16 protein-coding genes and 3 pseudogenes are annotated in these 16,907 nt (G+C 69.8%); 13 read left to right on the top strand and 6 right to left on the bottom strand.

From position 1 onward, the window contains the following. The first annotated feature begins 10 nt into the window (after nt 1-10). Nucleotides 11-1,180: a cystathionine beta-lyase gene (metC, locus tag AAC944_RS02670; RefSeq protein ID WP_030607124.1), complete on the top strand. Its 1,170-nt coding sequence runs from the start codon at nt 11-13 to the stop codon at nt 1,178-1,180. A 328-nt stretch (nt 1,181-1,508) separates the two neighbouring features. On the opposite strand, the pseudogene AAC944_RS02665 reads toward metC, so the two are convergent. Further along, nucleotides 1,509-1,677: pseudogene (locus AAC944_RS02665) on the bottom strand (IS5/IS1182 family transposase); the annotation flags it as partial. Nucleotides 1,678-1,997: 320 nt separating this feature from the next. On the opposite strand from AAC944_RS02665, the gene AAC944_RS02660 reads away from it, so the two are divergent. Both AAC944_RS02660 and AAC944_RS02655 read left to right on the top strand, forming a co-directional pair. Next, nucleotides 1,998-2,687 (top strand): DedA family protein, encoded by a 690-nt coding sequence (locus AAC944_RS02660; RefSeq protein WP_051871270.1) that lies wholly within the window; start codon nt 1,998-2,000, stop codon nt 2,685-2,687. A 147-nt stretch (nt 2,688-2,834) separates the two neighbouring features. Then, nucleotides 2,835-3,440, top strand: a complete 606-nt coding sequence (locus AAC944_RS02655) for a gamma carbonic anhydrase family protein (protein ID WP_051871271.1) — start codon at nt 2,835-2,837, stop codon at nt 3,438-3,440. 315 nt (nt 3,441-3,755) lie between these two features. Here AAC944_RS02655 and AAC944_RS02650 read toward each other — a convergent pair whose 3' ends face one another. Both AAC944_RS02650 and AAC944_RS02645 read right to left on the bottom strand, forming a co-directional pair. Continuing rightward, nucleotides 3,756-4,175, bottom strand: coding sequence for a PPOX class F420-dependent oxidoreductase (locus AAC944_RS02650; protein ID WP_030607131.1), 420 nt, complete (start codon nt 4,173-4,175; stop codon nt 3,756-3,758). Nucleotides 4,176-4,423: 248 nt separating this feature from the next. Further along, nucleotides 4,424-5,596 (bottom strand): ROK family protein, encoded by a 1,173-nt coding sequence (locus AAC944_RS02645; protein WP_030607133.1) that lies wholly within the window; start codon nt 5,594-5,596, stop codon nt 4,424-4,426. 275 nt (nt 5,597-5,871) lie between these two features. Here AAC944_RS02645 and AAC944_RS02640 point away from each other — a divergent pair, with 275 nt between their 5' ends. From AAC944_RS02640 to AAC944_RS02620, 5 genes are all read left to right on the top strand, one after another. Continuing rightward, complete coding sequence (locus AAC944_RS02640; RefSeq protein ID WP_030607135.1) at nt 5,872-6,843, top strand: carbohydrate ABC transporter permease; 972 nt, start codon at nt 5,872-5,874, stop codon at nt 6,841-6,843. Nucleotides 6,844-6,855: 12 nt separating this feature from the next. Next, complete coding sequence (locus AAC944_RS02635) at nt 6,856-7,809, top strand: carbohydrate ABC transporter permease (protein ID WP_030607136.1); 954 nt, start codon at nt 6,856-6,858, stop codon at nt 7,807-7,809. 205 nt (nt 7,810-8,014) lie between these two features. Further along, nucleotides 8,015-9,295, top strand: coding sequence for an ABC transporter substrate-binding protein (locus AAC944_RS02630; RefSeq protein ID WP_438272778.1), 1,281 nt, complete (start codon nt 8,015-8,017; stop codon nt 9,293-9,295). A gap of 171 nt (nt 9,296-9,466) precedes the next feature. Continuing rightward, nucleotides 9,467-10,666: a Gfo/Idh/MocA family protein gene (locus tag AAC944_RS02625; RefSeq protein ID WP_030607139.1), complete on the top strand. Its 1,200-nt coding sequence runs from the start codon at nt 9,467-9,469 to the stop codon at nt 10,664-10,666. 77 nt (nt 10,667-10,743) lie between these two features. Beyond that, on the top strand, nt 10,744-11,538 hold the full coding sequence (locus tag AAC944_RS02620; RefSeq protein WP_037771035.1) for an acyltransferase: 795 nt from the start codon (nt 10,744-10,746) through the stop codon (nt 11,536-11,538). On the opposite strand, the gene AAC944_RS02615 is transcribed toward AAC944_RS02620, so the two are convergent. Next, complete coding sequence (locus tag AAC944_RS02615; protein WP_030607144.1) at nt 11,494-12,363, bottom strand: EamA family transporter; 870 nt, start codon at nt 12,361-12,363, stop codon at nt 11,494-11,496. The genes AAC944_RS02620 and AAC944_RS02615 overlap by 45 nt on opposite strands. Before the next feature lie 175 nt (nt 12,364-12,538). Here AAC944_RS02615 and AAC944_RS02610 point away from each other — a divergent pair, with 175 nt between their 5' ends. Both AAC944_RS02610 and AAC944_RS02605 read left to right on the top strand, forming a co-directional pair. Next, entirely contained in the window at nt 12,539-13,111 is a 573-nt protein-coding gene (locus AAC944_RS02610) for a helix-turn-helix domain-containing protein (RefSeq protein ID WP_030607146.1), read from the top strand. A 146-nt stretch (nt 13,112-13,257) separates the two neighbouring features. Beyond that, a pseudogene (locus tag AAC944_RS02605) lies at nt 13,258-13,809 on the top strand (YbaK/EbsC family protein). A 42-nt stretch (nt 13,810-13,851) separates the two neighbouring features. Here the strand turns inward: AAC944_RS02605 and AAC944_RS02600 are convergent. Together AAC944_RS02600 and AAC944_RS02595 are read right to left on the bottom strand one after the other, a co-directional pair. Beyond that, nucleotides 13,852-15,024 (bottom strand): 4-hydroxybenzoate 3-monooxygenase, encoded by a 1,173-nt coding sequence (locus AAC944_RS02600; RefSeq protein WP_037771182.1) that lies wholly within the window; start codon nt 15,022-15,024, stop codon nt 13,852-13,854. A 157-nt stretch (nt 15,025-15,181) separates the two neighbouring features. Further along, nucleotides 15,182-15,748: a GNAT family N-acetyltransferase gene (locus tag AAC944_RS02595; RefSeq protein WP_051871272.1), complete on the bottom strand. Its 567-nt coding sequence runs from the start codon at nt 15,746-15,748 to the stop codon at nt 15,182-15,184. Nucleotides 15,749-15,919: 171 nt separating this feature from the next. On the opposite strand from AAC944_RS02595, the gene AAC944_RS02590 reads away from it, so the two are divergent. From AAC944_RS02590 to AAC944_RS02580, 3 genes and pseudogenes are all read left to right on the top strand, one after another. Next, nucleotides 15,920-16,153 (top strand): hypothetical protein, encoded by a 234-nt coding sequence (locus AAC944_RS02590; protein ID WP_051871273.1) that lies wholly within the window; start codon nt 15,920-15,922, stop codon nt 16,151-16,153. Between the two features lie 17 nt (nt 16,154-16,170). After that, a complete protein-coding gene (locus tag AAC944_RS02585; protein ID WP_030607154.1) occupies nt 16,171-16,377 on the top strand; it encodes a hypothetical protein in 207 nt (68 codons plus the stop codon). A 168-nt stretch (nt 16,378-16,545) separates the two neighbouring features. Further along, a pseudogene (locus AAC944_RS02580) lies at nt 16,546-16,695 on the top strand (AraC family transcriptional regulator); the annotation flags it as partial. Nucleotides 16,696-16,907: the final 212 nt, after the last annotated feature.

Genomic DNA, 16,907 nt, shown 5'->3' with positions numbered 1-16,907 from the left:
CCCGGCCGCGATGGACACCCGGTTCGTGCACGCGGGCTCCGACCCTCGGAAACAGCACGGCTATGTCAACCCACCGGTCTACCGGGCGTCAACCGTGCTGTACGAGGACATCGAGGCGATGGATGCCTCCCAGGCCGACCCTCTCAAGCGCGAGATGCCGGTGTACGGCCGTTTCGGCACCCCCACCGGCCGCGCGTTCGAAGCGGCACTGACCGACTTGGAAGGCGGGTATGCCGCCGTCGCCACCTGCTCGGGCCTTGCCGCGATCACCACGGCGATTCTGTCGTTCGTCCAGGCCGGTGACCACATCCTGGTCAGCGACTCCGTCTACCTGCCCACCCGGAAGTTCTGCGACTCCCTCACCGGGCTGGGAGTGGAGATCGAGTACTACGACCCCTGTGTGGGCAAGGACATCGACAACCTGCTCCGCCCCCGCACGCGCTTGGTCTATCTGGAGTCCCCCGGATCCACCACCTTTGAAGTGCAGGACGTGCCGGCCATCACTGGTGTGTGCCGCTCCCGAGGGGTCGTCACGGTGATCGACAACACCTGGGCCACTCCCGCCTTCTGCCGGCCGCTGGGTCTGGGCGCCGATGTCGTGGTGCACTCGGCGACGAAATACCTGACCGGCCACGCCGACAGCATCCTCGGCGCCATCGTGTGCACCGAGGCCACCTTTGCCACGGTCCGCGCCACAGCGATCAGGCTGGGGCAGTGCGCGAGCTCGGACGACGTCTACCTCGGGCTGCGCGGACTGCGCACCCTCGGCGTCCGGTTGCGTCACCACCAGCACCAGGCCTTGGAGCTCGCACGCTGGCTGGAGAAACAGGACGGGGTCGTCAGCGTGCTCTACCCGGCCCTCCCTGACGATCCGGGACACGAGTTGTGGCACCGGGATTTCTCCGGTGCGGCGGGCCTGTTCGGACTCGAACTGGATCCCCGGTACCGTAAGCCCGCCGTGGACGCGTTCCTGGGAGAGTTGCGGCTGTTCGGGCTCGGCCACAGTTACGGCGGATACGAAAGCCTGATCGTGCCGGCCGACCCGGTCAGCCATCGCCTTCCGGGTACCTGGTCCGGCCGGGGCCCTCTGGTCCGCGTCCACGTGGGCCTGGAGGACCTCGACGATCTCAAGGCAGACCTCGGCGCTGGGCTCCACGCACTGTCCGAACAACGGGCGTGACAGCTCGTACGAGCTGCTCCACACCGCGCTTGCCCGCTCAGCCGCAGCTCCCGCGCCGGCCGGAGGCCGCGAGCCGGGCCCGGGCGACACACGGCGCCGACGTGGGGACGGTGGTGCGGGGGCGGACGGGATCCGGTGCGGGGGGGGGGATGAGACCCGGTGCGGGGGTGGACGAGACCCGGTGCGGGGGCGGACGAGACCCGGATGCGATGTCATCGCCGACACCTTCGAGGAGATCAGGAGATCAGGAGATCAGGAGATCATCGGCGACCGGAGGACCTCGGAGCACTACGTGAACGGGGCTTTCCCGGGATCGTCGACCAGCAGCCGCAGCGCCGCGCTTCGAGACGCCGAACAGCGGGGCCAGCTGCCGCGGAGTGAGGTCGGTGCACCGGCAGGCCGTCACCAGAAGGACCCGGTCTCCCGGCGTCAGGCACCAGCGGCACCCCCCGCCCGGCCTCGTCGACGCCCTCCCGCCGCGGAGCGGTCACCAGCTTCATTGCGCTGTCTGCGTTGTCTGCACTGTCTGCGTTGTCTGCACTGCCAGGGCTGCCAGGGCTGCCAGGGCTGCCAGGGCTCTCCGTCCGGGGCCGTCCGTGATTTCACCGGGGTCGCGGGCAACTGATGGGCTTCACGTTGCGTCACACCATGTGAACCAGCTGAATGAGCTGAATAAACAGCGGCTGACCGTTGCCGGGCGCCGAGGGCGACGGCTGCGGCCGCGACCAGCAGATCTAGTACGCTTCCCAGACGCGCGGCACCGCGCGTCAGGGGGCGGCCCGCACGATGGGCCCGATACGAGGTGGAGGAAGGCGCGTTGCACGTCCAGGAGTGGCTCGAGTCCGTACCAGCGGTGAGCGTCTATCTCCTGGTGGGGGTGGTCATCGGGGTGGAGAGCCTGGGCATCCCGCTGCCGGGTGAGATCGTCCTCGTCAGCGCGTCGCTGCTGGCCGCGACCCAGGACCACATCAATCCGTACGTGCTGGGCACGTGCGCGACGGTCGGTGCGATCGTCGGCGACTCCATCGGATACCTCATCGGCCGCAAGGGCGGCCAGCCGCTGCTGGACTGGGCGGGGCGGAAGTTCCCCCGGCACTTCGGGCCCGAGCACGTGGCGATGGCCGAGGAGAAGTTCGACAAGTGGGGCATGTGGGCGGTGTTCTTCGGCCGCTTCATCGCGCTGCTGCGGATCTTCGCCGGGCCGCTGTCGGGCGTGCTGCGGATGCCGTACTGGAAGTTCCTGATCGCCAACGTGCTGGGCGGCATCGTCTGGGCGGGCGGCACCACCGCGCTGATCTACAGCGTCGGCATCGTCGCCGAGCCCTGGCTGAAGCGCTTCTCCTGGCTGGGCCTGGTCGCCGCGGTCCTCTTCGGCCTCGGCTCGCTGATCGTCATGAAGCGCCGGGCCGCGAAGGCCGCCGCCGCGCATGAGGAGCAGCAGGAGGCGAAGGAAGAGCAGGGGACGAAGGAAGAGCAGCCGGCCGCCACAGCCGCCGCTGCCGAGTAGACCGCTGCTGAGGAGCAAGGCGCCGCCTGTCCCGCTGCCTCCTATCCCTCATCTCCTTGTGATCTTCGCCCCAGCAGGGTCTGGTTCCCTGCGCACGTCACCTACGGTGCTGTCGGCGCGACGACAAGACATCACGAGGAGACTGCGATGACGGGACAGGCATTGATTTCCGGGGTGGGCGGGCCGGAGCCGAAGATCGACCCCGGCGCGTTCACCGCCCCGACCTCCGTCGTACTGGGTGAGGTCACCATGGCTCCCGGTTCGAGCGTCTGGTACCAGACCGTCCTGCGAGCCGACGGTGGCCCCATCGTTCTCGGCGCGGACAGCAACATCCAGGACAACTGCACCGTTCATGTCGACCCCGGTTTCCCGGTCACGGTCGGCGAGCGGGTGTCGGTCGGTCACAACGCGGTACTGCACGGCTGCACCGTCGAGGACGACGTCCTGATCGGCATGGGCGCCACGGTGCTGAACGGTGCCCGCATCGGCACCGGATCGCTGGTCGCCGCGCAGGCGCTGGTTCCCCAGGGGATGCAGGTGCCGCCCAATTCGCTGGTCGCCGGCGTACCGGCCAAGGTCAAGCGCGAGCTGACCGACGAGGAGCGGGAGTCCATCAAGCTGAACGCCGCGGTCTACGTCGACCTGGCCGCCCGCCACCGGGAAACCGTACGCAGCGGCAGCGGCAGCGGCAGCGGCAGTGGCAGCGGAGCCGGCAGCGGCCGCAGTGACGGAAACGGGCAGGTCGCGGGCTAGCCGGAGCAGCCGGGCAGCCGGGCAGCCGGGCAGCCGGACAACCGGACGCCGGGCAGGCGGATGACGCGTAGCCAGCAGACCGGCCAGGGCTGCGGGCGGGCCTGCAGGCGGGGCAGTCAGGGCCGTCGGCAGGTCGGCAGGCGGGGCAGTCAGGGCCGTCGGCAGGTCGGCAGGCGGGATGGCTGGGCACTGGGCGGAGCCGGACCCGCCTGCGGCCCCTCGGGGTGCTCCCGCAGGACGGTCCCTGGGGATGATCGCTCAGGACCTCGGAACGGTCCCTCGGGAGCCCCCTTGGGGTGGGGCCTCGCCCTCTGGTCAGCCCACCTGGTTGTTGTCCTTGAGGGTGCCCCAGCCGTGCCAGCGGTCGATCTCGATCCAGGCGCTGACCCGCTTGCGGTCCCGCTGCGGGTACTCCTTGCCCGTGTAGTGCTGAGCCAGCCGGTCGATGTCGGCCAGGCCTTCGTCGTCACGCAGTTCGACGACGCGCCCGATGATGCTGATGTGCGTGTACCAGCTCTCGTCGTCGAGTGCGGTGAGCGTGACCCGCGGGTCCCTGCGCACATGGGTCAGCCGCTTGCGGCCTTCGTCCATGTTGACCAGCACCCGGCCGTCGTCCCAGAGGTACCAGGTGGCCGTGGACACCGGCTGACCGTCGGACCGGAGCGTGGTGATGACAGCCGGGTTCGGCTTCTTCAGCATGGCTACGGCGGCCTCGGGAAGCGGCGGATTGGACATGGACTCTTCTCCTCCTCGTTGTGCTTGCCTCCACGTCGTACGGTCCAACCAGCATGACCGGGCCGTACGGAGAGTCGTACGGGCGGGAGCCGGGCCGGACCACGAGACGCACATGCACCGTCCCACATCCCGGCCGCCGCATCCCGCACCGACCCCCACGACATCTGCCCGATGGCCTAGCAGCCCCCGCCCGGTAGCTCCCGAAGAATCATCATCAGCCGCGATGCGATGATCGCGCGGTCCGGCTCTCACCCCTCCTTCGCGCCCAGTACCAGTACCTGAATGGCCAGGACTGCCGCGCCGCGGGCCCACTGGTGGAAGTCGGAGACCTTGCTCTCCAGGACGACGGGGTCCGCCAAGGGGTGCCGGTTGGCGGATATGGCCTCCTGGACCGCCGGTGCCGCGACGTCGACCAGGCCCACGCCCTCGCCGGCGAGCAGGATCTTCTCCGGCAGGGCGAAGTTCGCGATCTGCGCCACCAGCGTGCCCAGGCCCCGGGCAGCCTCGTCGATCACCCGGGACGCCACGGGATCACCGGCCGCGGCGAGTGCGAGGACCTCTTCGTAATCGACCTCGCGGCCCGTCGCGGCCTGGACCTGGTAGCAGATGTTCGGAATGGTGAGGAGGGCGATGGCGCTGCCGCGCTCGCCGTCCGGAGTGAGCGGGCCGTTCGGATTGACGATCCAGCGCTTGCCGACGCCGCGCCCGTCGTCGCCGGAGCGGATCAGCTTGCCGTTCAGCACCAGGCCGTACCCGATGCCCGCGCCGATCGTGAGGACAGCGAACCGCTCCAGCCCGCGGCCCGCGCCGAACCACGTTTCGGCCTCTATCAACGCGGCGACATCGTTCTCCACGACCACGGGCAGGCCCGACCGCTCCTCCAGGAGCTCTGCTATCGGCACGTCCGACCAGCCGAGGAAGGCGGACTCCGCGACGACGGCACGGTCCTGGACCCGGCCACCCACGCCGATGCCTATCCCCGCCAGCTGCGGGAAATCCTCCGCGAACGCTTCCGCCATGCCGTGCACGAGGTCTGCCACCGCGTGCGGTTCGTGCGTGGTGAGCGGCTGGGTGTGCTCGGCGACGATCTCGCTCCTCAGTGTGGTGACCACCCCGTAGACGGTGTCCGCGGTGATCTTGAAGCCGGCGAAGTGACGTGACTCGGCGATGACGTCCAGTGGCTGGGACGGGCGTCCCTGTCGGGCCGCCGCGGCTGCTGAGGTCTCGTCCGTCGGCCAGTCCGCCTCGATCAGCAGCCCGGACTCGATGAGCGGCTTGGTCAGCCGGGTGAGGCTGCCGGGCGAGAGGTCCAGCCGTCGGGCGATCTCCGTGCGGGAGAGCGGACCGTGGGTCAGCACCTCGAGTGCCACGGCCCGTTCGCCAGGGCTCAGCGGCAACCAGCTCGCGGCAAGTGTGCTCATGGGGTCCTCGCGCAGGTGTGAAGGGGTGGGGGCTCGGACGTGGCAGTGGTTTCAGACATGGCAGCGACCTCAGGTCGTCCGGTCGTCCGAGGTTATTCGGGGTCAGGACCACCTCGAACTGGTCACAGATTAATTTCCCGACGGAAGTAAGGTCAAGGATGTTCATCACTCTGAGTGAATGGATGGGGTGCAGAAAGGTCTGTGCGCGAGCCTTGACGGCAGGATTGTTCTGAGTCGAAAGTAAACCGGACGAGCCGCCGACGAAGGAGTCGCAGATGACCGTCGCTGACAACAGCTCGTCGGTGCGCCTGCGTTGGCGCCCCGGCGCAGCCCCACGGCCCGCGGCCGCGAAGCGGGACGCCGAACGGGACGGTGGCGGGCGCGGAGACGGAGCTCTCGCCGCGCTGTTCGTCGCGCCCGCCATGCTCGGCTTCCTGGTGTTCCTGCTCTGGCCCACCCTGCGCGGCATCTGGCTCAGCTTCACGCGGTACAACCTGCTGACGCCGGCTGAGTGGGTCGGCCTGGACAATTACGTGCGCATGGTCCGCGACCCCCTTTTCTGGGAGTCCTTGCGTCTCACCGTCGAGTACGTCGTGATCAACATCGGCGTGCAGACCGTGGCGGCCCTGGCGATCGCCGTGCTCATGCAGCGGCTCACGCAGTCGGCCGTGCTGCGCGGCATCGTGCTGACGCCCTATCTCGTGTCGAACGTTGTCGCCGGCATCGTCTGGCTGTGGATGCTCGACACCCAGCTGGGCATCGGCAATCGCATCCTCGGCGCCATGGGCATGGAGCACATACCCTTCCTGGCCGACGAGACCTGGGCGATCCCGACCATCGCCCTCATCAACGTCTGGCGGCACGTCGGCTACACCGCACTGCTCCTCTTCGCCGGGCTCCAGGCCATTCCCGGCGACGTCTACGAAGCGGCGAGAGTCGACGGCGCGGGCGAGTGGCGGATGTTCTGGCGGGTGACGCTGCCGCTGCTGCGCCCGGTACTGGCAGTCGTTCTGATCATGACCGTGATCGGGTCGTTCCAGGTCTTCGACACCGTCGCGGTGACCACGGCCGGCGGCCCGGCCAATGCCACCAACGTCCTGCAGCTCTACATCTACAACTCCGCCTTCGGACGCTTCCAGTTCGGCTACGCCTCGGCCATGTCCGTCGCGCTGCTCGCCGTCCTCAGCGTGATCACCGTCATCCAGTACCGGCTCACCCGGGCCGGCCGGACCGACCTCGGTCAGTAGGGAGCCGCCGCCATGGCAGTCACCGTCAGCCCGCCCACCGTGCCGGACACAGCCGGTGCACCGGCCTCCGGGAGGCTCCGCTCGCGACGGCGCCGTACCTCGCCCGGACGGGTATGCGCCTGGATCGTGATGGCCGCGATCATCGCCATCACCCTGCTGCCCTTCTACTGGATCCTGCGTACCGCGCTGTCGTCCAACGCTGCCCTGACCACCGACCCTTCGTCCCCGCTCCCTGTCGGCCTCACCGGTGGCGGCTTCGCCCGCGTCCTCGGCCTCCAGAGCACCGAGGAAGCGCTCGCCCAGGGCGGTGCGGGCGGCTCCATCGACTTCTGGCGCTACCTGCTCAACTCCACGCTCGTCGCCACGGCGATCACGGCCTGCCAGATTCTCTTCTCCGCCATGGCCGCCTACGCCTTCTCGCGGCTCCGGTGGCGCGGGAGGGACCGGGTGTTCGCGCTGTTCCTCGCCGGGCTCATGGTGCCTACGATCTTCACGCTGCTGCCGAACTTCGTGCTGATCAAGCAGCTCGGGCTGGTGGACACCCTGCTCGGCATCGCCCTGCCCAGCCTGTTCATGACGCCGTTCGCCGTCTTCTTCCTCCGGCAGTTCTTCATGAACCTGCCCCGAGAGGTCGAGGAGGCCGCGCTGCTGGACGGCGCGGGCAAGATACGGATCTTCTTCCGGGTGCTGCTGCCCATGGCGTCCACACCGGTCGTCACCCTGTGCGTCCTGACCTACATCACGGCATGGAACGACTACTTCTGGCCGCTGATGGTCTCCTACAGCGACAGCTCCCGGGTGCTGACTGTCGCGCTCGGCATCTTCCGGGCCCAGACACCGCAGACGGGAACGGACTGGTCGGGCCTCATGGCGGCGACGCTGATCGCCGCCCTCCCGATGCTCGTCCTCTTCGCGTGCTGCGCACGCCGCATCGTCAACTCCATCGGTTTCAGCGGGATCAAGTAGTCAGCGGGATCAAGGAGGAAGGAAGGAGGAGCCACGCATGCGCGCCATCTCTAGGTTCCGTACACCGGACGCGACGTCGCCTGCGCTTCGGTGTCCACTGTCGGCGGGCGGACCTGGGCACCTCGGCCACCGGCGGAGACGCGTACGCCTCGCGGGCGCCGTCGCCGGAGCGCTGGTACTGCTCTCCGGTTGCGGTGCGCAGGACGTGTCCGCTGGTGACGCCCGGCGGGAGACCGTCACGTACTGGCTGTGGGACGCCAACCAGCTGCCGGCGTACGAGGCGTGTGCCGCGGGCTTCGAGAAGCGGCACCCCGGTCTCGACGTGAAGATCACTCAGATGGGATGGGACGACTACTGGACCAAGCTCGCGTCGAGCTTCATCGCGGGCACGCAGCCGGACGTCTTCACGAACCATGTCCAGAAGTTCGCCCAGTTCGCCGACCTGAAAGTACTCGCGCCGCTGGACGAGCTGCCGCTGACCCGGAAGATCGAGGACGCCGATTACCAGCCGGGGCTCGCCGCGGCCTGGAAGGGGAAGGACGGCCACCGTTACGGGGCCCCGAAGGACTGGGACACGGTCGCCCTCTTCTTCAACAAGAAGATGGCCGCCGATGCCGGCCTCTCCGCCGCCGAGCTGAACCGCCTGACCTGGAATCCCCGGGACGGCGGCACGTTCGAGAAGGCCATCGCCCGTCTCACCGTCGACGTCAACGGTGTCCGTGGCGACGAACCGGGCTTCGACCGCCGGCACGTCAAGGTGTACGGCCTGGCCACCAACGACGGGGGAGATGCCGACGGCCAGACCCAGTGGAGCAGTTTTGCGGCCTCGGCCGGCTGGCGCTACACGGACAAGCGGACCTGGGGGACCCGTTACCACTACGACCAGGAGGTCTTCCAGCAGACGGTCGGCTGGTACTTCGGTCTCGCGAAGAAGGGGTATCTCGCACCGTTCAAGGACTTCTCGGAGACCAGCGGGCCCGAGGTGCAGGTCGGCGCGGGGAAGGCGGCGGCCGCACTGCACGGCTCATGGATGATCAAGACCTTTCACGGCATGAAGAAGGTCGGCATCGGCACGGCCCGGACACCCGTCGGCCCGACCGGTGAACGCGCCACGATGATGAACGGCCTCGCCGATTCCCTGTCGAAGCACGCGCGGAACAAGAAGGGCGCCGAGCAGTGGGTGGCGTACCTGGCCTCCGACGCGTGCCAGAAGACCGTCGGCGAGCACGGCATCGTCTTCCCCGCGACCCGGGAGGGAACGGACGCCGCTGTCGCCGCGTACGAGAAGCAGGGCATCGACGTCACGGCCTTCACCCGGCCGGTGAACGACAAGGCGACGATGACGTTCTCCTTCCCGATCACCGATCACGCGGCGGACGTGTACGCCCTGATGCGCCCCGCCATGCAGGACATCTACGCCAACGGAGCCCCGGTCGGCAGCCTCGACCGGACCAACAGCCAGATCAACCATCTGTTCTCCCGGTAAGGAGCACCCGTCTTCCGGTGTGGAGCACCCGTCTGCGCTCCACTCACTCACGTCACTCACGGATGCGTTCCACTCGTTACTCGTTCGTGGGTCCGTGCCACTCGCTCATCGACCCGTTCCTACGTCCCGTGTTCCTCCGCCCACCCCGTTTCTCCCAGTGAAGGAATGTTCATGACGTTCTCCATCGGAATCGTCGGCGCCGGGCAGTTCTCCGGACAGTTCGCCGCGCTCTTCCACGCGCATCCCGGAGTCGGTGAGGTGCATGTCACCGACCTGCTCCCCGAGCGTGCCGAGCGCCTGGTCGCGGCCGAGGGCCTGGCCGGCACGTACCCGTCGTACGAGGCCATGCTCGCGTCGGACGTGGACGCCGTCGCGATCTTCACGCAGCGCTGGACCCACGGCCCGCTCGTCGTCCAGGCCCTGCGGGCCGGCAAGCACGTGTACTCCGCGGTCCCGATGGCGGTGACCCAGGAGGAGATCGCCGCCATCATCGATGCCGTACGCGAGACCGGCCTGACGTACATGATGGGCGAGACCAGCCAGTACAACCCGGCCACCGTCTATGCCCGGAAGCGGATGGCGGAAGGCGCCTTCGGCCGGCTCTTCTACGCCGAGGGCGACTACGTCCACGACATGGACCTCGGCTTCTACGAGGCGTACCAGTACAGCGGCGGTGAGAACTGGAAGGCCACCGCGAGTTACCCGCCGCTGCTGTACCCGACCCACTCCGTCGGCGGCGTGCTCGGTGCATGGCAGACGCACGCGGTGAGCGTCTCCGCGATCGGGGTGGCGGACGAGCGGGACGACGGGGTGTTCGACAAGAAGGTCAGCCAGTTCGGGAACGACTTCTCCAACGCGACCGCGCTGTTCGAGGTCGCGGGCGGCGGGTCGTTCCGCACGAACGAGTTCCGCAGGGTGGGCTATCCCTCGCACATACGGGAGTCGCGCTTCCGGTTCTTCGGCACGGACGGAAGCATGGAGCAGCTCGCCACGGTGAGCTGCTGGCAGGACAAGAAGGGGGTCGAGGACATCACCGAGCTCCTGCAGCCCAAGCCCACCCTGTCGCCCGACGACCCGTCGCTGCGCCATGTGGCGCCCGCGCTGCGCGACGCCTTCACGTCAGGGTCCGCCCCCGTGCACGACCGGTCCCGGCTGCCGCGGGCATTCGACCACATGCACAACGGTCATGAGGGGAGCCACCATTTCCTGGTCGACGACTTCGTCACCGCGGTCGCCGAGGGCACGCTGCCGTCCGTGAACGCCTGGGTCGCCGCCCGCTACACACTGCCGGGCATCGTCGCCCACGAGTCGGCGAAGCGAGAGGGGGAACGACTGCCGATACCGGACTTCGGGGACGCGCCGCAGGGGTGACCGTACGGGGGCCCGTGGGGTGAAGATCACAGGACACGGCGGGGTGCGCCGGGCTTACTGGTGAGTACGGTAAGCGGGTGCGTGCGAAGAAGAACGTGTTCTCATCCCTCGGTGCCTGGCGGCGCCGGGCCGCGTCATGGGCCGTGCACCGTGGCGCGAGCTGGGTACGGGAGGCCGGCGCGGTGACCGCGGAGTGCCCCGGGCCGTACCGCTTCCGCCGCATCGGGGGCGGTACCCGGCTCGCCTTCCCGCAGGGCACGGTCTTCGGCGAGCGGTGGATCGAGCTCGGTGACCACTGCATCATCGGCGAACAGGTCACGCTGACCGCCGGGATGATGCCGGGCCTCGACCTCGGCCCGGAGTCCGTGCTGCGGCTGGGCAACGGCGTGGTGCTCGGCCGCGGCAGCCATGTCGTCGCCTCGCAGACCGTCACCATCGGCGACGAGGTCTACTGCGGCCCGTACGTCTACATCACCAGCGACAACCACTCGTACGACGATCCGGCGCGGCCCGTGGGCAAGCAGTGGCCGCGCACCGCGCCCGTCGAGATCGGGACCGGGTCCTGGCTGGGCGCGGGCGCGGTGATCCTGCCCGGCGCGCGGCTGGGGCGGAACGTCGTCGTCGCGGCCGGCGCGGTGGTGCGCGGCGAGGTGCCCGACCACGCCGTCGTCGCCGGCGCACCCGCCAAGGTCGTCCGCACCTGGGACCCGGCGGCGGGCTGGCAGCCGCCGCTGCGTACGCCGCCGCCGGTGCCGATCCCCGAGGACGTCACCTCCGAGCAACTGCTCGCGCTGGCGGAGTGGCAGGCGGCGGAGCAGGTTCCGGCGTCAGCCGCTGGAGGCGAGCAGCGCCGTGCCCGCGAGGGCCAGTGAGGCGCCTGCCGTCTGGACGGCGCGCAACCGCTCCTTGAGCAACCCCATCGCGGCGACCGCGGTGACGACGGGGTAGAGCGAGGCGAGCACGGCGGCGATGGTGACGGGGCCGTCCTGCGTGGCGATCGCGTACGTGCCGTTGGCCGCGACATCGGCGATGCCCACGAAGGCCAGCGCGGGGAGCGCGGCGCGGATGACGGCCGCACCGCCCTCGGGCAGCGCGGGCGTACCGCGCCGGACCGCCACGTACAGCGCGGCGCCGCCGACCACGATGTTGCACAGGCGCTGTACGAAGAGCGCGAGGAACAGGCCGGTCACAGTGGTGGAGGCTTCGGAGATGAAGGCCATCACCGCGCCGAAGCCGAACGCCGCGATGAGCGTGAGGACGACCGCCTCGCGGGTGACCGAGCCACCGCCGCGCTGCGGGCCGCCGGCCAGCACCACGCCGACGACGGCCACGGCCATACCCACGATCTGCACCGGACCGGGGCGCTCGCCCTGTATGAAGCCGACGCCGAGCGGGACGAGGACGGAGCCGAGGGAGGCGACGGGCGAGACCACGCCCATCGGGCCGAGCGCGAGCGCGCGGTAGAAGCACAGCATGGCCGCCGGGCCGACGACACCGGCCGCGACGGCGAACCACAGCTGCGGCTCCGCCGCGTGCCAGGCGCCGGTGGCGACGACGATCGCCCCGAGCACGGTCGCGGCGATCACCTGCGAGACGACCACGACGGTCAGCGCCTGCATCCGACGGGTGAGCAGTCCGCCGCCGAAATCGGCGGCTCCCCACAGAATGCTGCTGGCCAAGGCGAATACCGCGGTCATGGTGTCAGTCCTCGCAAGTACAGTGTGCTGAACGATGAAGTGCACGACAGGGTAGTGCAGAGTGCTGTACTAGGGAATCGAATATATTGGACTGGGGTCACGGGTCAGAGCTACGGCTACGACTACGGCCGGCAGGTCGGTCCGACCGGCCTGACCGAACTGGACTGGATGGAACGTGACGGATCTCGATCAGCTCACGCAGTCGCTGGCGCGCAATCTCAAACACTGGCGCACCGAGAGGGGCTACACGCTCGACGCCCTGGCCGCCCGTGCGGGCGTGAGCCGCGGCATGATCATTCAGATCGAGCAGGCGCGGACGAACCCGAGCGTAGGGACGACTGTCAAGATCGCCGACGCGCTCGGCATCAGCATCACCACGCTCCTGGAGTACGACCAGGAGCCGCAGGTGCGGCTCGTCGCGCCCGGCGAAGCCGTGCGGATGTGGTCGACCGAGGCCGGCAGCTACACCTCGCTGCTCGTCGGCACGGAGGCGCCCGGCCCGTTCGAGCTGTGGGAATGGCGGCTGATGCCGGGGGAGCAGAGCGAGTCGGACCCGCACCCGCAGGGGACGCAGGAGCTGCTCCACGTACGCCGCGGGGAGCTGACGCTCGTCGTGGACGGTGGCGAGCATCCGGTGCCGGCGGGTGGTTCGGTCACCTTCGAGGCGTCGCTGCCGCACGCTTACCGGAACGACGGGGAGGAGATCGTGGAGATGATGATGTCGGTGGTCGTCCCGTCGGGGCACTGAGTACCGGCAGGAGGCGAGAGCCAGGAGTCAGCCAGGTCCGTGGTCCTGTTAGCTTGACGGGCATGTCGACATCAGTGCCTTCGTCCTCCCCGTCTCCTTCCCCTTCCGCTTCCTCGTCGTCGTCCGACTCGGCGTCTGCCACCCCCATGGACGCGTTCGACGAAGTCCGGCCCGCCGCCGAGTGCTTGGAGCTGCTGCCCGAGCCCGTCGCCGCCGCGATCCGTGACTGACAGGGGCCGGTGGACGTCAAGCAGCTGCTCCATGTGGACACCGACCCGGCCATCGCCGACACCGCGCTGCTCGTCGAGCACTACGGTTCCTGGCTGCTCGAACAGTCCGCGAACTGCGTGGTGGTGGCGGGCAAGCGCGGTGACACCGTCACCCTCGCCGGCTGCGTCGTGCTCTCCACCACTCGCGTGGACGTCAACGGCGTCGTACGCCGGGAACTCGGTTCCCGCAAGGCGTCGTTCGCCCCCATGGACACCGCGGTCGGCCGCAGCGGCATGGAGTACGGCGGCATCACCCCCATCGGACTGCCCGCCGACTGGCCACTCCTGGTGGACGCGGCCGTCGCCGACACCCCGTACGTCCTGATCGGCAGCGGTGCCCGCCGCGGAAAGCTCATCGTCCCGGGCAAGGCGCTCGCATCCCTGCCCGGCGCGCGGGTCCTGGAGGGCCTGGGACGCGCCACCGGCTGAGCGGGGAGCGGAAGGCGGTGGGACGGGGCGGCCGGGTGCCGTTCAGAGCGTCTCGATGTCCGTCGTCGAGCCGAGGTACGTCTCGCCGAAGGCCGCGGCCGCCGCGTCGGAGGAGAACAGCTGCCGCAGCCGGGCCGCGGCCGTCCCCGCGCGGAAGCGGTCACCGGACGAGGCGCCGTGCATCACGTCGGACAGCCACTGGGAGAACTCCTGGTACTGCCAGACCTTCGCCAGGCAGGCGTCCGAATAGCGGCTGAGGGCGTCCTCGTCCCCGGTCGTACAGGCCGCGACGAGCGCCCGGGCGAGCAGCAGCGCGTCGTGGATCGCCAGGTTCATGCCCTTGGCCGCGATCGGCGCCACCAGGTGGGCCGATTCGCCCGCCAGGTACAGACGGCCGTACCCCATGGGCTCGACGACGTAGTTGTGCATGTCCAGGACCGTCTTCTCGATGATCCGGCCTTCGGTGAGCGGCTGTGCGCCGGCCGCGGCCAGGCGCGTACGCAGCTCGCTCCAGATCCGGTCGTGCGGCCAGTTCGCCGGGTCGTCGCCCGGCGGGCACTCCAGGTAGTAGCGGGTGACCTCGGGGGTGCGCGCCATGTGGGCGCTGAAGCCGCGCTCATGGAGCCCGAAGACGACACCTTCCGCGGACGGCGGGGCCTCGGCGAGCAGCGCGAGCCAGCCGATGCCGTAGTCCAGGCGGGAGATGCGGAGTCGGTCGGCCGGTATCGCGGCGCGTGACACGCCGCGTGCGCCGTCGCAGCCTGCTATGTACGCGCAGTCGATGCGGTGCCGGACGCCGGTCTCCGGGTCGGTGTACGAGACGGAGGGGTGGTCGGTGTCGATGCCTGCCGGCCGTACGTCCCGTACGCCGAAGCGGATGTCGCCGCCGGCCGCGTCCGCGTAGGCGGCGACCAGGTCGGTCACCAACAGCGGCTGCGGATAGACGAAGTGGCTCTGCCCGGAGAACCTGCCCGGCTCCACCACATGCCGCCGCCCCTCCCACCGGAACTCGAACGTACGCTGCCGCTCGGCCCGTTCCAGCAGGCGGCCGGCCAGACCGTGCCGGTCCAGCGCGCGGACCACCCACTCCTCGATGAAGCCGGCCCGCGGTCGCTGCTCGATGAACTCCCGGCTCTCCGCTTCCAGTACGACACAGGCGACGCCGGCGGCGTGCAGGACGTTCGCGAGCGTCAGCCCGGCGGGGCCGGCGCCGATGACGACGACGGAGGTGCGGTGCGCCTCGTCGGCGGGGGAGCCGACGGAGGAAGCGGAGCAGCCGGGGGAGGAAGCGGGGGCGGCGGCATCGGCCACGGTGGCGGTTCCCTTCGTGCGGTGACAGAACCGGGTGGCAGTGTATGGCCGAATTCGCTGGTCAGGGGGCGGGGGTGACACCCTGCGCCGGCACTTCGTCCGGACGGCTCCGGAACGTGCGGGCGTCGAGGGACAGTGGGGTCGAGTGCTCCGTGAAGCCGAGGCTGCGGTACAGCGCCTCCGCCTCGTCCGTGGCGTGCAGGTCGATGCGGGACACGCCCTGCGCGGCGAGCCATTCCAGGAGCGCTTCGGTGGTCGCGCGGGCGTAACCGCGCCCCCGGTACGCCGGGTCCGTACACACGTTGAAGAGGAAGGCGAACCGGCCTGTGGGGTGATGCGGTGCGGGCAGCCGCTGCTCGACCGTGGCCACCGCGCACGCGGCGAGCCGGCGGCCCGTGTCCCCGCCCGCCGCGTCGTCCGCGCCGTCCGCCCGGTCGGCCTCGTCCGCGTCGACCACGAAGGCGCCGAGTACCGGGTTCGGTCCCGACAACTGCCGGCGGGCGATTCTCGCGGCTTCCGCCTCCCAGTCGCCCGGCTGGTCGATGCCGTCCATCGCGGCGAACATCAGCCGTCGCAGCCGTACCAGTTCCTCGGCGTCCTCGGGGCGCGCCTGTCGTATCTCGATCATGGCGGGACGCTAGCGCACGCGGGGGCCGTCGGCCGCGAGTTTCCGTGGTACGGCCACGCATCACCGGCGGTCATGCACCGCTGGGACGCGGCCGTCTCGGTGCATTAGCGGCCTTTCGGTCGTTCTGCGACCCTGGGAGGGCGACAACCGGTTCAGTGGAGGTGGGAAACCATGCCCGAACCAGGGAGCAAGAAGTTCGACCGGAAGCGGGCGCAGCTCCGCCGGGAGGCCGAGGACCACGGGACCCCGGACCAGCGGGCGAACGAGGAGGCCAAGGCCAGACTGGAGGAGGACCCGCACTGGCAGACGCACGGCCCCCGGGCCGAACGCGGCCTGGGCCCGAAGGGGCAGCGCAACGAGCGCGAGGACCAGCGCGACGGGCGCGACGACCAGCGGAACGCGTGAGCGCCGAGGAGGACACAGTGAGCAAGAGCAGGAATCCGCAGTCGAACGAACTCCGCCGCAGTGGCAAGAGCGCCGCCGTCCAGGACGCGGCTGAAGCCAAGGCGGGCTCGGACCGGAAGGTCGGCCCCGGCGGCGCCGAGCACACGCACGGGACCGACAAGGGAAGCAAGGGCGGTGGCCCGGGCGGCGGCGTGCCTGCCGATCAGCGCCCCGACCACCCGTGACGTTCGTGAGCGCGGTCCCAGCCGGCCACAGCCTCCGCGGCCGCTGTTCAACACCGGTAGCCGGCGGCTGAATTCTGCGCGGGTGCGACGGCCGGGCCGCGGGCTGCCGACCCGGACGCCGCCGCCACCGCCGACCGAGAAGGTCATCAGCGACATGACGGGTGCCGCGTCACGGAGACGCTCGGCTACGCGCAGCCCAGTACCTTCATCGCCGCCTTCCGCAGGGTCATGGGAACCACGCCGGGAGCGTTCTTCGGCGCGGCGGACGGCACGCCAGGGGATGTCCCAAATCCCGTACCGGCTGTCCAGAACTCCTGATTGCCGACATGGCAGGCGGAACATACTCCTCTCGGAGTTAGGTAACCCTTAGTTGGCGCTTGCCGCGCACGGTGCATTCCGTGCGTGCTGCTCTCCGTGCGTGCCGCTCTCCGTGTGGTGCTCTCCGTGCGTGGGAGAGTTTGCTGCCCGGACGGCGACAGCCGGGCGGAGGGTGCCGCAGTCCTGCCCCTCCGACCGTCCGGACCCACCGA

The organism is Streptomyces sclerotialus (genome assembly GCF_040907265.1).
Classification (GTDB): Bacteria; Actinomycetota; Actinomycetes; order Streptomycetales; family Streptomycetaceae; genus Streptomyces; species Streptomyces sclerotialus.
The sequence above is the reverse complement of the archived record's forward strand: the minus strand, read 5'-3'. Positions and strand labels throughout refer to the sequence as shown.

Excerpts from the sequence above, each read along its gene's own strand:
- metC (WP_030607124.1), top strand. The coding sequence starts at position 11 with ATGGACACCCGGTTCGTGCACGCGGGCTCCGACCCTCGGAAACAGCAC.
- AAC944_RS02655 (WP_051871271.1), top strand. The coding sequence starts at position 2,835 with ATGACGGGACAGGCATTGATTTCCGGGGTGGGCGGGCCGGAGCCGAAG.
- AAC944_RS02650 (WP_030607131.1), bottom strand. The coding sequence starts at position 4,175 with ATGTCCAATCCGCCGCTTCCCGAGGCCGCCGTAGCCATGCTGAAGAAG.
- AAC944_RS02645 (WP_030607133.1), bottom strand. The coding sequence starts at position 5,596 with ATGAGCACACTTGCCGCGAGCTGGTTGCCGCTGAGCCCTGGCGAACGG.
- AAC944_RS02640 (WP_030607135.1), top strand. The coding sequence starts at position 5,872 with ATGACCGTCGCTGACAACAGCTCGTCGGTGCGCCTGCGTTGGCGCCCC.
- AAC944_RS02635 (WP_030607136.1), top strand. The coding sequence starts at position 6,856 with ATGGCAGTCACCGTCAGCCCGCCCACCGTGCCGGACACAGCCGGTGCA.
- AAC944_RS02625 (WP_030607139.1), top strand. The coding sequence starts at position 9,467 with ATGACGTTCTCCATCGGAATCGTCGGCGCCGGGCAGTTCTCCGGACAG.
- AAC944_RS02615 (WP_030607144.1), bottom strand. The coding sequence starts at position 12,363 with ATGACCGCGGTATTCGCCTTGGCCAGCAGCATTCTGTGGGGAGCCGCC.
- AAC944_RS02595 (WP_051871272.1), bottom strand. The coding sequence starts at position 15,748 with ATGATCGAGATACGACAGGCGCGCCCCGAGGACGCCGAGGAACTGGTA.
- AAC944_RS02590 (WP_051871273.1), top strand. The coding sequence starts at position 15,920 with ATGCCCGAACCAGGGAGCAAGAAGTTCGACCGGAAGCGGGCGCAGCTC.